Source organism: Natrinema sp. CGMCC1.2065 (assembly GCF_051225675.1).
GTDB lineage: Archaea > Halobacteriota > Halobacteria > Halobacteriales > Natrialbaceae > Natrinema > Natrinema thermotolerans.
This window is the reverse complement of the sequence record NZ_JBPJSJ010000002.1, coordinates 309,903-325,371: the sequence shown is the minus strand read 5'-3', so window position 1 is coordinate 325,371 and position 15,469 is coordinate 309,903. Positions and strand designations below refer to the sequence as shown.

Here is a 15,469-nt window from a genome sequence, read left to right as displayed (position 1 = left end):
GGCACCGGGCGGGATGTCCGGCTCGGCCTCGAGGCCGGCCGCACCGTGGCGGGACTCGCGATCGTGATCGTCGGCGGGCGCGTCCTGGTCGACGCCGCGGTCGGGCTGGCTCTCTCGGTGGGGATCTCCGAGTGGGTCATCGGCGCGACGATCGTCGCGGCCGGTACGTCGCTGCCGGAGCTGGTGACATCCGTCGTAGCCGCCCGCCAGGGTGATACCGGAATCGCCGCGGGCAATGTCGTCGGCTCGAGCGTCTTCAACGTCCTCGGCGTACTGGGGCTGGCCGCCGCGGCTCGCCCGCTGGCCGTCGATCCGGCGGTCGTTCTCGCGCTCGGATGGCTCGCCGCCGTGACCGCGTTCGCAACGGTCGTCCTCGCGACGGGGCGGCAGCTGACCCGCCTCGAGGGGGCCGCGCTCGTCGCGTTCGGAACGGCCTACTGGGTCGTTAGCGCCATTCTCTGAGGCCGCGGCGTCGCCGATCGACGAGACCGGAACCGGTGACACGAGTGTTAGCGAGTATATATGTGGGTCGCAGCCCTGAACGTGAGTATGAACATGCTCGTCGACGGCGAGTGGCGAACCGACGCGTACGAGTCGACTGACGACGACGGCTCGTTCGAGCGCCAGACGACGCCGTTCCGCGACGAAATCCGCGACGACCCCGACGCCCGATTCCAGCCGGCGGCCGGCCGGTATCACCTCTACGTTTCCGCCGCCTGCCCGTGGGCCCACCGGACGCTCGTGACGCGGGCGTTGAAAGGCCTTGAGGACGCGATCTCGGTGTCGGTCGTCGATCCCTATCGGGGCGAGGACGGCTGGCAGTTCTCCCCCGAGAAGGAGGGCTGTACGCGCGATCACGTCCACGACGCCGACTACCTGCGCGAGCTATACGTGAACGCGGATCCGGACGCGACCTGTCGCGTTACGGTGCCGGTCCTCTGGGACAAAGAAGAGGGGACCATCGTCAACAACGAGTCCGAAGAGATCATGCGGATGCTCGACACCGAGTTCGACGAGTACGCTCGGCGGGACGTCGATCTCTACCCCGAGGGCTACCGCGACGAGATCGACCGGATCATCGACGAGATCTACGAGCCGATCAACAACGGCGTCTACCGGGCCGGCTTCGCGACGAAGCAGGGGCCCTACGACGAGGCGGTCGACGACCTCTTCGCGGCGCTCGACCACTGGGACGAGGTGCTTGCCGTCCAGCGCTACCTCGCCGGCGACCGGCTAACCGAAGCCGATGTCGCGATGTTCACGACGCTCGTCCGGTTCGACAACGTCTACCACACGCACTTCATGTGTAACGTCCAGTACATTCGCGAGTACGACAACCTCTGGCCCTACCTGCGGGACCTCTATCAGACGCCGGGGGTCGCCGAGACGGTGAACATGGACCACATCAAGGAACACTACTACACGACCCACCCGGACGTCAACCCCCACCGGATCGTCGCTCAAGGGCCGGACCTGGACTTCGAGAAACCCCACGACCGCGACGACCTCCCCGGCGGCCCGCCGTCGGATCTGGTCGCGGCCGCCAGCGCCGACGACTAGGTCGTCCTCGAGCAGAAGAACGATCTCGCGGCGTCAGGACTCCGCAGTCGCCTGTTCGGTTTCGTCCTCGGATTCGGCATCGTCGGCCTCGGTGGCTTCCGTTTCGGCCGCCGCGAGTTCCGCGTCGGCGGCGGCCGCACGGTCATCGGGGGTACGGCCGGTGTCGCGCCGCCAGTCCTCGAAGCTGTGGCCGAACTCCTCCTCGGCGACGAACACTTTCCAGAGGATCCAGACCGGAACCAGGACCGGGATCAGTGGAAGCAAGACGATCACGAGTACCGCGGCCATGATATAGCCGAACAGGGACATCTGGGTGTTGGGCCCGTATCCCGTCGACTCGGACACCTTGACTGACATATGGGTTCGTACGAACGTACCGGTGTTCGGTCTTTCGATTCGTCGGGTTCGTTGCCGTGGCTGTGCTAGTCGCCGGTCAGCACCACCTCGGCGTCGTCCTGCGGTCGGTACGACAGCGCCTGCATGGTCTCGGACAGCGAGAGGAACCGCTCGGCATTGTCGGAGATGCCGTGGGCGATCAGGGGGGACTCCTCGAGCGTCGCCGTCGCGGCCGCATTGAGAAGCCGTCGACAGTCGCCGGGGCTGAGCCACATCGCGCGGGCGTAGCGCTCGCCGGCCCCGTCGCGCTCCCGGCACTCCGCGCGGAGTTCGTCGCGGGTGAGCAGCCAGCCGATCCGGAGGTTCACTACGTCGAACCCGTGGCGCTTCGCGTAGTAGGACCCCATCGACTCGCCGAAGACCTTCGTGACGCCGTAGTAAGTGTCGGGATCGGTCGGATCCGACGGCCGAACGATCTCCGGTCTGCCGACCGTCGACTCCGGCCGGATCCCCGAGACGGCGTTTTTCATGTTGACCGCGTGGTTCGAACTCGCAAAGACCACGCGTTCGAGGTCGTTCTCCGCCGCGGCCTCGAAAGCGTTGTAGACGCCGTCGACGTTCGGTTCGCGTACCTCGTCCCACTCGGCCCGCGGGGAGGGGTTAGCCGCGAGGTGAATCAGAACGTCCTGACCCGCGATCGCGTCGCTGAACGCGTCGTAATCGGCGATCTCGATCGGTTCGGACTCGAGGTCGTCGGTCTCGCTGTGGGTAAACAGCGCGAGGTCGTGATCGCCGTCGGAGAACGCGGCGATTGCCTCCCGGCCGACGTTGCCCGCCGCGCCGGTGATGGCGATGTTCGTCATACGGAAGCGACGGTGACCGGCGCAAAATAGGTCGGGCCGGCGTCTTCTTGCCTAGCCGTGTGCGCCATTGCGATAGGTAATCCGGACGCCGGAGACGCGGACACGACGACCTCGATTCCCGCCCGCCGGGGGATCGATCGGGCGGCAGGAACGCGTCGGCGGTCGGTACTGTGGTGTTACGGCTCGACGACGATCTTGCCGACGCTCTCCCGGTCTTGCATCGCCGCGAAGGCCGCGTCGGTGTCCGCGAGCGCGTACGTCTCGTCGATCTCGGGCTCGAGATCCCCGTCGGCGGTCAGCTCGACGAGCCGCCGGAGGTCGTCCTGGGTCCCCATCGTGGAGCCGACGATGCGTTTGTGACCCAGAAAGAGGCTCGCGATATCGATCGTCGACTCGCCGCCCGCCGTGCGACCGCAGATCGCCATCGTCCCGCCGCGTCGCATGACCGACTGGCCGAGCCGCGTGAACTCGCCGCCGAGGTGGTTGATCACCGCGTCCGGCTCGCCGATCCGCTCGACCGCCGTGCGGATCTCGTCGACGTCGGCCGATTCGACGCCGTGATCGAGGCCGAGTTCGCGGACTCGCTCGAGCTTCGACGCCGACGTCGACGTGCCGATGGTTTCGGCACCGAACACGGCCGACAGCTGAACCGCCGCGACGCCAACGCCGCCGGTCGCGCCGGGGACGAACACGAGGTCGCCGGGGCCGACCTCGGCCCGCCGGAGCATGTGGAAGGCGGTCATGTAGGCCGTCGGGATCGCGGCGGCGGTCGTCGCGTCGACGCCGTCGGGCAGCGGAATAAGCCGGTCGCCTTCGACGCACGCCGTCTCGGCCAGCCCGCCGTGATAGAGCGAGAACCGCTCGCAGGTGTTTTCCGGCCCCTCGCGGCAGAACCGACACTCGCCGCAGGTCTCGTTCGGACAGAGAACGACTCGGTCGCCGGGCTCGACGCCTCGAACGCCGTCGCCGACCTCGCTGACGACGCCGGCCACGTCCAGCCCCGTGACGAACGGCAGATCGTCGGCGTCGACCATCGCCGAGTCCCCCTCGAGGATCCAGAGGTCGTGGCGGTTGATCGCACAGGCAGCGACGTCGACGGTGGCTTCGCCCGGGCCGGGCTCGGGCGTGTCGCGCTCGATCGTCCTCACTCCCTCGGGTCCGCTCAGTTCGGTGAAGGCTGCGGCTCGCATCGAGTTTCGGATCGATCCCGAGGACAAAGACCCTAGGGAAGGCGGAATCCCACGTCGAGCGCGGATCGGCGGGCTTGGGACCGCCGACCCAGCCCTTTTTCGCTGCCGGCCGTAGGTGTACCCGTGACAGCGCCCACGACCTGGGAGGTCGAACTCCGCGTGCCCGACGACGCCGCCCTCGAGGCAGCCGGCAAGTCCCGGACCATCGACGTCCGCGCGGACGAGGCGATCCTCGCGGCGGCCCGCCGGGCGGGCCTGTGGCTCTCCGCGGACTGCCAGCAGGGGTGGTGTATCACCTGCGGCGCGCGACTGCTCGAGGGGGAACTCGACCACAGTAACGCGAAGCGGTACTACCCCGAAGACGAGGCCGAGAACTTCGTGTTGACCTGCGTGGCCCAGCCCCGCGCCGACTGCGTTATCCTGGTCGAACAGTACGACGAACTGCTTCGCCATCGGGCCGACCACGACAGGCCGCCGGGGCGGTCGAAACTCGGCTAACCGAGGGGCGACGGCGGTCCGTCCGAGCCGCCGACACCGGCGACTGCCCGCCGAACGCTTTCGGCCCCCGCGATGGACGCCCCGGTATGACCGAGCCGCGGTTCACCGGCGTCCTGCTCTACGACGGCGATTGTCCCTTCTGTTCGGCCGCCTCGACCGCCGTGCGGCGACTCGAGTCCGTCGGCGTCGTCGCGTGGTCGGAACCGGCAGCACAGCGGTTCCTCGAGGCTCAGTTCGGCGAGACGCCGTTCGCGCTCTTTTTCGCGGATTGCGAGGCCGGGACGGTCTGGGCGGGCCGTGCGGCCGCGACCGAACTCTGCGAGCGGGCGGGGATGCCGGTGCTGGTTCGGGACATCGTCGGCGAGAACTACGAGCGACTCGCGGACGCCGTGCGGGTCGTCTCGGGAACCGACCGGGAGATCGAACCCTACCACGACGCGTATCCGATGGCCAGCGACGCCGCGGCGCTGTTCGACGAACTGGCGGCTAGCGCGGGCCGGACGCACGTGCCCGGAACCTGAGCGCCCCTCGAGGCGAGCCGGCGGTTCGCCGACCGGTGGGCCGCTCGAGCCCCGCAGGGACTACACGTCGATCGTTCCCCGCATGGAGTTGGGGTGGACCTGACAGTAGTACTCGGCCATCTCGGCGCTGGCGGTGAATGTAGCCGACTGAGTCGCCCCTTCTTCCCCGAGCAGGTCCGTCTCGAGTACGTCCTCCCCCGACTCGTCTTCGATCGCGAAATTGTGCTGGAGACCGTCGCCGTTCTCCCAGACGAGGGTGTACTCGGTCCCCGCCTCGAGCGACAGGGTCGGGTTTTCGGTCCCCGCGATGGTATCGGGTGCGGCTCCCTGCCAGCCGGACGTCTCACCGACGAGGCGGATGTCGGCCTGTGTGTCGGTGCCGTCGTCCCCATCTGCCGGCGTCTCGCCGCCGTCGCCGGGGAACTCCCAGTCCGCGAACGGCCCCTCGACGATCTCGTCCTGTTCCCACATCGCGTGGATAAACGGTTGAGTCTCGCCGTTCGGGAGTTCGAACGCGGTCGGTACCGGATCGTAGACGGGCCCGTCGGGTGTCGGCCTGATCGGCAAGACGACGCCGTGGGTGTGGTGGATCTGTCCGGCGATCGTCTCCGCGGGCGCGAGCGGCAGCTCATCGTCGAGGACCATCCGATACCGTTCGTCACGCACCGTCGCGGTCGTCATGAGGTGGACGACGCGCATCCCCTCCTCGGTGGCCCGCTCGCCGTTGACCTCGAGGTGGCCGACGCCCCAGGACGCGCCGTAGGTGTAGACCTGCGGGAACAGCGGTGAGCCGGTCCCCGTGATGCCGTGCAGCGAGCCGTCGGTCAACACGCCGCCGCCGGTCTCGTAGCCGGGGATCGGCGGCTGGATGACGTGATCGTGGTCGATCCTGTACTCGTTGCCCGCCGGATCGGTGAACTGCGCCTCGAGGGCGACCGTATCGGTCGTCTCGCCCGGCGCGCCGGGGAGGTCGTACGGCTGGTGATCTTCGTAGGTGATCTCGAACGAACCGCTGGTAACCTCGGCCTCGTCGCTGTACAGCGTCGGCTCGGTCAGTCGCTGCTGGGCGATCGAGTCGTCGTCCTCGATCGGTTCGCGGGCCTCGTCGGGTGCAGCGACGAGGAAGGGCAGGTCCGCGAGCAGCTGTGGGACGGCCTCGCCGAGCGGCGAGGGGAGCCCCTGGGCCTGTTCGATCCGCGCCTCGAGGAGGTCGGTCCCGCGTCGCGGGTTTTCCGCGGTTCCGAACACCGACGGACTCAGTCGCCGCTCGCCGGGCAACACCCAGTAGACGGCGTCGCCCGGCTCCTGTCTGGCGGTGACGGTCACTTCGGGGTCGTCGCCCTCGTCGCCTTCGCCGTCGGATTGGGTCGCGCCGACGCCGGACGCGCTCGCGAGTCCGCCGATCGCTGCTATCGTCCCTAGTTCGAGGAATCGCCGTCGTGATGACGCCATAGCAATCGGACACCGAGGGTGTGGATAAAGCCCGACCCGGTGGTGTATCCCGGTCGAATAGCCATCGCTGCTGAAATCGAAGGGACGTGGACAATCACGGTGAGCGAGATAGCGGCGACCGTCCGCGGCTAGCCGCGTTCGCGGACGCTCAGTCGCGTCCGGGTGCGGGCTCGGGCAAGGCCCGCCGTTCTCGAGGCGGCACGAGGTAGTTCGCCCGGTTCGCGACGGTGATGTACTGGAGGATGCCGTTGTTCGTTCGCCGGCCGACCGAGCCATCGGTGAGGTCACCGCCGGTCATCGCCGTCCGGGTCGTCACGAAGTCGTCGATCGAGCGCTGCAACGAGAGGAAGTGAAGGCCGGCCCGATCGTCGTCGGTCGAGTCGAAGTCCCGTCGGAGGACGATCGGCTCCCCGTCTTCGCGGGCGCGAGCGGTCTTCTGTGCGTGGCCGACGGTCCCCTTCCGCCGGGCAGCCTCGTCGGCCGCGTCGGCGACCTCGGTCACCCGACTCGAGTCACCGAGGTTGTGGCCGGCTCCCTCGACGAACCCCTCCTCTGCGTGGGTCGGCGAGAACATCTTGGCGACGCGTTGCTCGCGGCTGTCCTGGTCGTACCACTGCTGGAGATGCAGGTTGAGCTTCGAAAGGTGGATCGTGGTCCCACCGGCGAACGGCCCCTCGTCGATCGTTACGCGATCCTCGCTGGCCTGCGTTCGCTTGAAGCCGGACTTGAAGCCCATGAACATCGGCGCGTCCTCGGGGACCGGTTCGCCGTCGGGGATGCCGGCGACGCCCGACTGTTTCTCGGCCGGGAGCCCGCGGCCGATGAACCCCGTTCGGCGTTCGGCGATCTCGAACACCCCCTCGAGCGTACCCTCGACCGCGAGGCCGTTCAGGTCCTCGAGTTCGCCCTTCAGCGCTTCCTCGGCGCTCAAGGTGACGTGGCCGTAGTCGCTGGCCAGATGTACCAGCGCGTCGTACTCGTCGAGGGCGGGGTCCTCCAGCGCGGTCAGGGGCTCGGGATCGGGCAGTTCGACCCCCTCGAGGTCGCTCTCGAACCGGTCGAAGTACGCGGGCCCGTAGCCGACGGTAAAGGCGAGCCCCTCGTTGCCCCGTTTGTAGGCCCGCTCGAGCGTTTGGAACGCGGCCTCGAGCTGGTCGCGCTCCTCGGCGGCGTCGGCGGGGCCGTCGCCGACGTACTCGAGGGCGAGCAGGAGGTGGTGTCGGGGCGGCACGTCGTTGCCGTGGTCGTCCGTCGAGAGGAACTCGTTCCAGGCGTGCTGTCGGGTCGGGAGTTCGTCGGGCGCGAGGACGGCCTGTGGGACGTCCTCGCGCTCCTCGCGCTGGAGACACGCGGCAAGCCCAGCGGCACCGCCGACGGCGACGGCGCGTTTGACGAACTCGCGACGCGGGAGTCCGCGGTCCGACCTGTCCATACACGACTCTGGGGTGCTGACGACTAAGGATATTGTGGTCCGACCGTTGAACCACCGAGGGAGCGACACCGACGGTTCTCGGCAATTGCAAGCAAAGCTTCATGCGCCGAGTTATGGGAGTGGACCGGTGGATGTCGGACGAGAAACCACACGCGGCAGGCAACGTCGACGCAGGGGACACGAGCGAGCGCGTCGGGATGAAGGTGCTTCGCGAACGCGGGCTCGAGCCCGAGGAACTGCGCGAGAAACTGATCGACGCGATCGGTACCGAGTTCACGACCTACTACTACTACACCAACCTGCGGATGCATCTGGCCGGCCACGAGGACTACAAGGAGATCACCGAGGACGCCCGCCTCGAGGACCGAGCCCACTTCGAACTGGTCGCGCCGCGGGTGTACGAACTCGGCGGCGCGCTCCCCAACGACATTCGGGACTTCGCCGATCGAGCGTCCTGTCCCGACGCCGAGGTTCCGACGCCGATGGCTGGCGACGGGAGCTTCGACACCGAGTCACTCGACGCCGAGAGCATCCTCGAAGTACTGCTCGAGGCGGAACGCTGTGCGATCCGGACGTGGTCGGAGGTCTGTGACATGACCCACGGGAAAGATCCCCGGACCTACGACATGGCCTCGCGCATCCTGCAAGAGGAGATCGAACACGAGGCGTGGTTCGTCGAACTCCTCTCGATGGAACGGGACGGCGAGATCAACCCGGCGGGTCACTTCGTCCGGGGCGAGCCCGGCGACGCGCCGCTCTCGACGAACCGGCGGTTCAACGACAGCGCGTAGTCGAGACGCGCCGGCGACCACGGCGTCGACCCCGAATCCGACCTCGAGCGCTCGCGGGCCCCGGATCCCGGCCCACCCCCATCGCGGCGCGCCAGCGATGACCGGCAGTGCCATCCGTCTTCGAGTGGTATACGTTCCCATGAATCAGATCGAGGCGTTCGTCGAGATCGACGCGCCACCCGATGTCGTCTGGGATGCGCTCATAGCGTTCGACACCTACCCGGAGTGGGACCCGCTCACGCGAACGATCGAGGGCGTCGCCGTCGACGCGACGGGTGGTTCCGAACGGAGCGACGCGTTCGCGTACCGCCCTCGGCCCATCGGGCCGACGGTCGTCGCCGCCGAGCCGCCGCGACGGCTCGCCTGGCACGACCGGCTCGTCGTGCCGTTCGCGTTCGATCGCTACCACGAGTTCCACCTCGAGCCGATCGGCGACGGACGCCGGACCCGACTGCTCCAGCGGGAGACGGTCCGCGGGGCACTCGCCGGTCTGGCGTTCGACGAGGCACGCCTCGAGCGGGCCTTCGTCGCGATGAACGAGGCGATCGCGACGCGGGCGGAGCGGCGGATCGCCGCCTAGAACGCCGAGAGCGACGCGAGCGATCCGACCCCGTGTGTCGGCCCGACCGGCAGTTCGTCGTCGGTGCGGTGGTCCAGCCGGCGGAAGTCGGCGGTGACGCGCCGTGGCGAGGGGACGCCGGGACGAACAGCGTCTCCACGTGACTCGAGGGTGGCTCGGCGAGGGTTCAAGTACGGACAAGCGGCGAGGCTCGCCGTGACCCGCTCTACCCGACGTCGTACGAGCCGTGAGCGAACCGTCCCGAGTCCACCAGCGAGGCACGCACATGGGACATAGAGCGCTGGTCGCCTACCGGCGGCCGGACCGGCTCTACGGACTGCGGTACAGCCACTGGGGCGGCGAGGACCTCGCCCTCGCCGAGGCGATCACCCCGCGGACGCCGCTTGCCGACGGCGCGATCGACGGTGCGTTGCTCGCGGATTCGATCAGCCGCGAGCGGATCCTGACCGATCACCTCGACCCCCGCGTCCACGAAGCACTGTATCTGGTCGCCCCTGACGCCGGCTATGCCGTCGATCCCTACCGGGTCTGCTGGCTCGAGTGGGGCGACGGCCGCGACGGCGGCCGGGGCGCGATCGTCGCGACGGAGCCGGCCGACGACCGTGCGGTCAGGGTCTGGTTTCGTGCGACCAAGACCGCGCTGGCCGACGTCATCGAGATGGGCGTCCTGTCCCGGCGGGCCGCACAGACCTACCTCGAGGCCCGCGTCCACGAGGAGTGGGACGGGCGGTGCTACACCTACGGCGACGCGCCGGCCGACGAGCCGGCTGGCGGCTACGATCCGCCCCTCGACCGGTGGCTCGGCGGCGTGGACGGGCTCGAGGGGGATGCCGACGGGGAACGCGGCGCTGACGGGGACGAAACCGGCGAGAACGAGCGTGACGAGGGGAACAGATGGGACGGTGAGGGGAACGGACGGGAGGACGAGGAGAGCGGAGACGGGGCCTGAGATCGATCGATCACTCGCCAGTCGTCCACCTGGCGTCCGCGAGCGTCCGCTGGACGACGTCGTTGCCGACCGCCTCCGCGAGCGTCTCGAAGCCGGCCCGCTCGCCGCGGTCGTCCGCGTTGGCGACCAGCCGCGAGACGATGAACTCCGGCGTCGACCGGCCAACCGTGTCGAAGCGGGGCTGGTAGTCGACGAGCAACTCGAGGTCAGGATTGAGTCCCTCCGCGAAGATGCCGTCGACGCGGGCCTCGGGTGGCAGCGGCTCTAAGTCGTCCGCGAGGTGGGTGACGAAGACGCCAAGCGCCTCGCGGTCGACCGAGAGCGTGACCAGCCCGTGTAGCAGGTCCGCCGCGCTGCCGGGCTCGGTGATCGCCTCGAACTCGTCGACTAGCATCAGCGTGCGCCCGCCCGTCGAGAGGGGCGGGACGATCGACTTGAGCGTGGACTCGAGGACGCCGGCGTTGAAGCTCGCGTGCCGGCGGTGAAAGACCAGCGAGTCGACGGGCGTCACCTCGGCCCGATCGGCCGGGACGGGCAGCCCCATCGCCGCCAGCAGGACGACCTGACACAGCGTCTCGAGCAACGTCGTCTTCCCGCCGCTGTTGGCCCCGGTGAGGACCGCGACCCGCTGCCGGCCGGGGACCGAGTCGACGCCCTCGGGGACGCTCGAGACGCCGTGGTCGCCGAGCCCGTAGGTCACCGGCTGGACCGACTCGTCGTCGCGCGCAGCGAGCGTGAGGTTGCGGGCGTTGACGACGGAGACGGCGGCTTCTTCGGCCTCAACGAAGACCGGCCGTGTACAGTCGTACTCGAGTGCGAAGCGGGCCAGCGACAGGTGCAAGGCGATGTCGTCGACCGCGTCGACGGCCTGATCAACTGCGTCGCGGGCGTCGTCGAGGGTGTCCTCGAGGTCGCTCGCGACGGTGTCCTCGCGCTCGTCGACCGCTTCGGTCAGGTCGCTCCGGAGGGCCCGTAGCGTGGCGCCGACGAAGTCCGTCGCGTCGGTGGCGTCGGTCGCCATCGCCGCCCGAACGCGGTCGATCGTCACGCCGGTCTCGGTCAGCAGGTGGTCCTCGAAGGACTGGCGAAAGCCCTCCACGTCGCGGACGCCCTCCGAGCGCAGCTCCTCGATCAGCTCGAGGGCGTTCGCGTCCATGTCCTCGATCGCTCCCAGCGCGTCCCGGAGGCGATCGAGTTCGTCGTCGGCCCCCTCCCGGACCCGATTCCCGTCCAGCGCCGCCAGCGCGTCGGCGGCGTCGGCCAGCCGGTCGCGCTCGAGGTCGGCGATCGCGGCGAAAGGACCCGAATCGACGCCGGCCTCGAGCAGCGCTATCGCGGCCTCGACCGCGGCGTACTCGCTGCCCTCGCGCTCGTCGTAGCGCTCGTAGGCCGCCAGGACCGCCTCACGCTCTTCCTCCTCGAGGGCGGCCCACGCGTCGCGAGCCGCGATCACGTCGTCGAGGCGAGAGTCCATCGCCTCACGGGTGGCAAGCGGGGTCAGTACCCGGATTCGGTCCGCAGCCCGCTGCGTGACGGCGTGTTCGACCGCGAGATCCAGCAGTTCCTTGTAGGCCGACCGCGCGTCGCTGGTCGCCAAAATGTCCATGCCAGCGCCGCCGGTCGCCCGCCGGAGGATCCGCGTCGCCCGACCGCGGGCGAGCCCGGCGTCGGCAAGCGCCCGGACGTCGCCGTTCTCGATCGCCCGAACCGCCGCTTCCGTCCCCAGTTCGTCGACCAACCGCTCGCGCGTCTTCGGGCCGACGCCCCAGTACTCCTCGAGTCGCATACGCTGTTGACTCGAGGCGACCGTCTTGAACACTGTGTCTCGCGGGCTCGAGTCACGCCGTAGGACCGCGTTCGACGCGGTGGCGGGGGCAGCGCCGAACCCGCGCTAGCGCGCCGCGGCGTGTGCGAGCAGTTCGATCGGCGTCGGCGGCGACTCGCCGTCCAGCGAGCCGCCGGCGAGGGAGCTGTCGGCCGGGACCGGCTCGACCTCGCTGTCGCCGAGTTGGGTGCGACAGGAGGTGCCCGGCGCGGCCACGACGTCGGCACCGCTGTCCTCGATCTGGCCGACGAGGATGTCGCCGATCGACTGGCTCAGCGAGTAGTGTTCGGCCTCGTAGCCGAACGTCCCGGCCATGCCACAACAGCCCGAGTCGAGCGGGTCGACGGCGTAGCCGGCCCGCCGGAGGACCCCCACCGCGTGGTGGTCTTTCTTCTCGGCTTTCTGGTGACAGTGGCCGTGGTAGACGACCGACTCGTCGGGTGCCGCCCAGTCGACGTTCTCGTCGAGCCGGAAGGTGTCGAGGTACTCACAGAGGCCGTAAGAGTTGGCGGCGAACCGCTCGACGGCCGCCCCCGAGCGCAGGTCCAGGGCGTCTGACTGGAACATGACCGCGTCCGAGGGCTCGGCGACGACGACGTCCCAGCCCTCGCGGATCCGGGGCTCGAGTGCGGCCACGTTCGCCTCGATCGCATCGCGAGCGATATCGATAAAGCCCTTCGACAGCGCCGGTCGGCCGCTGTCGGTCCGGTCGGCGACGTCGACGTGGACGCCCGCGGCCTCGAGGACGCGGACCGCCGCCTTGCCGACCTCGGGATGGCTGTAGTTCGTGTAGGTGTCCGCGAAGAGGACCGCCTTCCGTTCGGCCTCGGATTCGGCGACGCGCGAGCCGCCTCGCTTCTCGAACCAATCTTGCAACGTCTCGCGCTCGAACTCCGGCAGGGACCGCTCGCTCGCGATGCCGACCGTCTTCTCGGCGATCGTTCCCGAGCCGGGAAGCGACTGCACGAGGTTCGACACCGGCGCGAGCGCGCTGCCGACGGCCGCGAGTGTGTCGAAGTTGGCGAACAGTTTGTCGCGGAGGCTCGCGCCCTCCTCCTGGTGGCGCTCGTGCATGACCTCCGTCTTGAGTTTGGCCATGTCGACGCCGCTCGGACAGTCGCGCTTGCAGCCCTTACAGCCGATACAGAGGTCCAGCACCTCCTCGGCGAACTCGTCGTCGGTCGGGTCGTCCGGCAGGTCGCCGCTCATCGCCTGCCGGAGGAGGTTCGCCCGGCCGCGGGTGGCCGTGATCTCCTCGTCGGCGGCCCGGTAGGTCGGACACATCACGCCGCCGGTCGTCTCCTGACTCCCGCGACAGCCGCCACAGCCGTGACAGAGTTCGACCATCCCCTGCATCCCGTTCTCGTTGTCCCAGTGCAGCGACGGCTCGAGCCCGGCGTCGTACTCGTAGTCGGCGTCGTACCGGAGGTGTTCGCTCATGTCGTGGTCGCCACAGACGTTGCCGGGGTTGAGCAGCCAGTCGGGGTCGAACGCGGTCTTCAGGTCGCGGAAGGCCTGCCAGAGGTCGTCGCCGTACAGCTTGTGGTTCCACTGGGTGCGTGCCCGGCCGTCCCCGTGTTCGCCGGAGACCGACCCGCCGAACTCGACGACCATGTCGGTGACCGCGTCGGCGATCGCGACCATCTCCTCGCGGTCACGGTCGGCCTTCGTGTCGACCAGCGGCCGGACGTGGAGGACGCCCGGGCCGGCGTGGGCGTAGAAGGCCGCATCGTTGTCCCGCCCTTTCTCAGTCAGCAGCGACTGGAACCGTTCGACGAACTCGGGCAGGTGTTCCGGCGGAATCGCACAGTCCTCGATGAAGCTGATGTGCTTCTCGTCGGAGGTCCGCGAGAGCAGGATCGGGAGCCCGGCTTTTCGCAGCGTCCAGAAGGTCTCGCGCTCGCCCTCGTCGTGGGCCTCGAGGCCGTCGAACGCGATCGTCTCGTCGATCGACGGCCGCTCGGCGGGCGGGGCCGCCTCGGCGTCGGTCCCGGGGACCCTGTCGGCGAGCAGGCCGGCCGTCTGTGCCCGCCCGTGGTCGTCGTCATCGGCGTAGAACTCGACCAACAGCGCCGCGTTCGCGGCGTCGGGCACCAGCGACGCCGCTTCCTCGAACTCCGTCGTGTCGCGGGCCAGCCCAAGCAACACGTCGTCGATGAGTTCGACCGCCGCGGGCTCGTGTTCGAGGACGTGCTGGACGTCGGTGACGGCCTCGAGGACGCTCTCGTAGAACAGCAGCGAGACGGCCTTGGTTTCGGGAACAGGCTCGAGCGCGACCTCGGCCTCGGTGACGACCGCCAGCGTCCCCTCGCTGCCGGCCAGCAGCCGCGCGAGGTTGACGGTCCCCGTCTCGGCCTCCTCGACGAGGACGTCGAGGTTGTAGCCGGAGACGTTGCGCTTCATGTCCGGGAACCGCTCTCGGACCGCCTCGCTCTCCTCGTCGATGATCCGGACGACTTCGGCGTGAATCCGCTCGAGTACGGAGCCGTCGGGATCGGCGGACTCGCGGAGGTCATCGACGGCGACCTCGCCGAGCGTGGTGACCGTGCCGTCGGCAAGCACCGCCTCACACTCCTCGATGTAGGCGTCGGTCTTGCCGTAGACCAGCGAGTGGGCGCCCGTCGAGTTGTTGCCGATCGCGCCGCCGATCGCGCTGCGGTCGCCGGCCGCGGGGTCGGGTGCGAACTTCAGACCGTGGGGGGTCAGCACGTCGTTGAGTTCGCCCAGGACCGTCCCCGCCTCGACGCGCGCCCGGCGGTCCTCGGGATCGATCGAGACCACGCCGTCCATGTGGCGGGTGAAATCGAGGACGACGGCTTCGTTGACGGCCTGTCCCGCGAGGCTCGTCCCGCCGCCGCGCGGGAGGACGGGAATCCCCCGCTCGGCACAGTAGGCGACGGTCGCGGCGACGTCGTCGGTCGATTTCGGATAGACGACGCCGATCGGCGTCAGCTCGTACGCGCTCGCGTCGGTGGCGTACAGCTGTCGCGTGTAGGTGTCGAAGCGAACGTCCCCCGCAACGCGGTCGCGGATCTCGTCGACCAGCGCCGGTTGCGCGACGTCGTCGGAGACGAAATCGTACTCGGCCCGCCGGTCACCGGTTTCGGCCCCGCCGTCGAACGTCGTGTTAGAGCTTGCAGTCATCCTCAACTGAACACGTTGGTTGATCCGTCACACGTTTCTCAACGATAAAGCGTTCGGACCACCGGCCGGTGCCGTCGGCGAACTGTTATGCGCCGGACACGACAGAGCCCCAACGGCCGGATCCGGGCGGCACCGATACCGGGTACGCACGCACTTGGGGTTCGACGCGCCACCGAATCCTCCCGACCGGGCAGGCAATCCGGCACGTCATCACCGAGCGCGGGACCCGAGGTCAGTCGACCGTTCCCGCCGTGACGTGACAGGCCGTCACGCAGTCCCCGACGGGATATACACAAACGCGCATATAACTCTGGTCGATGGGGAGCTG

General features: G+C 69.0%; 14 protein-coding genes. 7 read left to right on the top strand and 7 right to left on the bottom strand.

All coding sequences use genetic code 11. The features are described 5' to 3' along the window. Together ACSBP4_RS04945 and ACSBP4_RS04940 are read left to right on the top strand one after the other, a co-directional pair. Positions 1–462, top strand: a 462-nt coding sequence (locus tag ACSBP4_RS04945) for a sodium:calcium antiporter (RefSeq protein ID WP_435551529.1), incomplete at its 5' end; no start/stop codon positions are given. A gap of 87 nt (positions 463–549) precedes the next feature. Beyond that, entirely contained in the window at positions 550–1,560 is a 1,011-nt protein-coding gene (locus ACSBP4_RS04940; RefSeq protein ID WP_435551528.1) for a glutathione S-transferase family protein, read from the top strand. Between the two features lie 33 nt (positions 1,561–1,593). Here the strand turns inward: ACSBP4_RS04940 and ACSBP4_RS04935 are convergent, their stop codons facing one another. The 3 genes from ACSBP4_RS04935 to ACSBP4_RS04925 form a co-directional block, all read right to left on the bottom strand. Continuing rightward, complete coding sequence (locus ACSBP4_RS04935; RefSeq protein WP_006650430.1) at positions 1,594–1,917, bottom strand: DUF7535 family protein; 324 nt, start codon at positions 1,915–1,917, stop codon at positions 1,594–1,596. A gap of 65 nt (positions 1,918–1,982) precedes the next feature. Then, positions 1,983–2,759 (bottom strand): NAD-dependent epimerase/dehydratase family protein, encoded by a 777-nt coding sequence (locus tag ACSBP4_RS04930; protein WP_435551527.1) that lies wholly within the window; start codon positions 2,757–2,759, stop codon positions 1,983–1,985. 176 nt (positions 2,760–2,935) lie between these two features. Further along, positions 2,936–3,949, bottom strand: a complete 1,014-nt coding sequence (locus ACSBP4_RS04925; RefSeq protein WP_435551526.1) for an alcohol dehydrogenase catalytic domain-containing protein — start codon at positions 3,947–3,949, stop codon at positions 2,936–2,938. 123 nt (positions 3,950–4,072) lie between these two features. On the opposite strand from ACSBP4_RS04925, the gene ACSBP4_RS04920 reads away from it, so the two are divergent. Next, positions 4,073–4,447 carry a 2Fe-2S iron-sulfur cluster-binding protein gene (locus tag ACSBP4_RS04920; protein WP_435551525.1) on the top strand — a complete coding sequence of 125 codons (375 nt, stop codon included), beginning with the start codon at positions 4,073–4,075 and terminating at the stop codon, positions 4,445–4,447. Positions 4,448–4,533: 86 nt separating this feature from the next. After that, complete coding sequence (locus tag ACSBP4_RS04915; protein WP_435551524.1) at positions 4,534–4,968, top strand: DUF393 domain-containing protein; 435 nt, start codon at positions 4,534–4,536, stop codon at positions 4,966–4,968. A 60-nt stretch (positions 4,969–5,028) separates the two neighbouring features. On the opposite strand, the gene ACSBP4_RS04910 is transcribed toward ACSBP4_RS04915, so the two are convergent. Both ACSBP4_RS04910 and ACSBP4_RS04905 read right to left on the bottom strand, forming a co-directional pair. Next, positions 5,029–6,420 carry a cupredoxin domain-containing protein gene (locus ACSBP4_RS04910; protein WP_435551523.1) on the bottom strand — a complete coding sequence of 464 codons (1,392 nt, stop codon included), beginning with the start codon at positions 6,418–6,420 and terminating at the stop codon, positions 5,029–5,031. Between the two features lie 148 nt (positions 6,421–6,568). Further along, entirely contained in the window at positions 6,569–7,852 is a 1,284-nt protein-coding gene (locus tag ACSBP4_RS04905) for a DUF7405 family protein (RefSeq protein WP_435551522.1), read from the bottom strand. A gap of 131 nt (positions 7,853–7,983) precedes the next feature. On the opposite strand from ACSBP4_RS04905, the gene dps reads away from it, so the two are divergent. The 3 genes from dps to ACSBP4_RS04890 all read left to right on the top strand — a co-directional run bounded on the left by dps (position 7,984) and on the right by ACSBP4_RS04890 (position 10,172). Continuing rightward, a complete protein-coding gene (gene dps, locus ACSBP4_RS04900) occupies positions 7,984–8,643 on the top strand; it encodes a DNA protection during starvation protein (protein ID WP_435551521.1) in 660 nt (219 codons plus the stop codon). 139 nt (positions 8,644–8,782) lie between these two features. Beyond that, the gene (locus ACSBP4_RS04895; protein WP_006650438.1) at positions 8,783–9,223 is read left to right on the top strand and encodes an SRPBCC domain-containing protein; all 441 of its coding nucleotides are present in this window, start codon (positions 8,783–8,785) and stop codon (positions 9,221–9,223) included. Between the two features lie 265 nt (positions 9,224–9,488). Next, positions 9,489–10,172: a DUF6735 family protein gene (locus ACSBP4_RS04890; RefSeq protein WP_435551520.1), complete on the top strand. Its 684-nt coding sequence runs from the start codon at positions 9,489–9,491 to the stop codon at positions 10,170–10,172. A 10-nt stretch (positions 10,173–10,182) separates the two neighbouring features. On the opposite strand, the gene ACSBP4_RS04885 is transcribed toward ACSBP4_RS04890, so the two are convergent. Together ACSBP4_RS04885 and ACSBP4_RS04880 are read right to left on the bottom strand one after the other, a co-directional pair. Then, a complete protein-coding gene (locus ACSBP4_RS04885) occupies positions 10,183–11,958 on the bottom strand; it encodes a MutS-related protein (RefSeq protein ID WP_435551519.1) in 1,776 nt (591 codons plus the stop codon). 105 nt (positions 11,959–12,063) lie between these two features. Continuing rightward, a complete protein-coding gene (locus ACSBP4_RS04880) occupies positions 12,064–15,141 on the bottom strand; it encodes an FAD-binding and (Fe-S)-binding domain-containing protein (RefSeq protein WP_435551518.1) in 3,078 nt (1,025 codons plus the stop codon). Positions 15,142–15,469 lie beyond the last annotated feature (328 nt).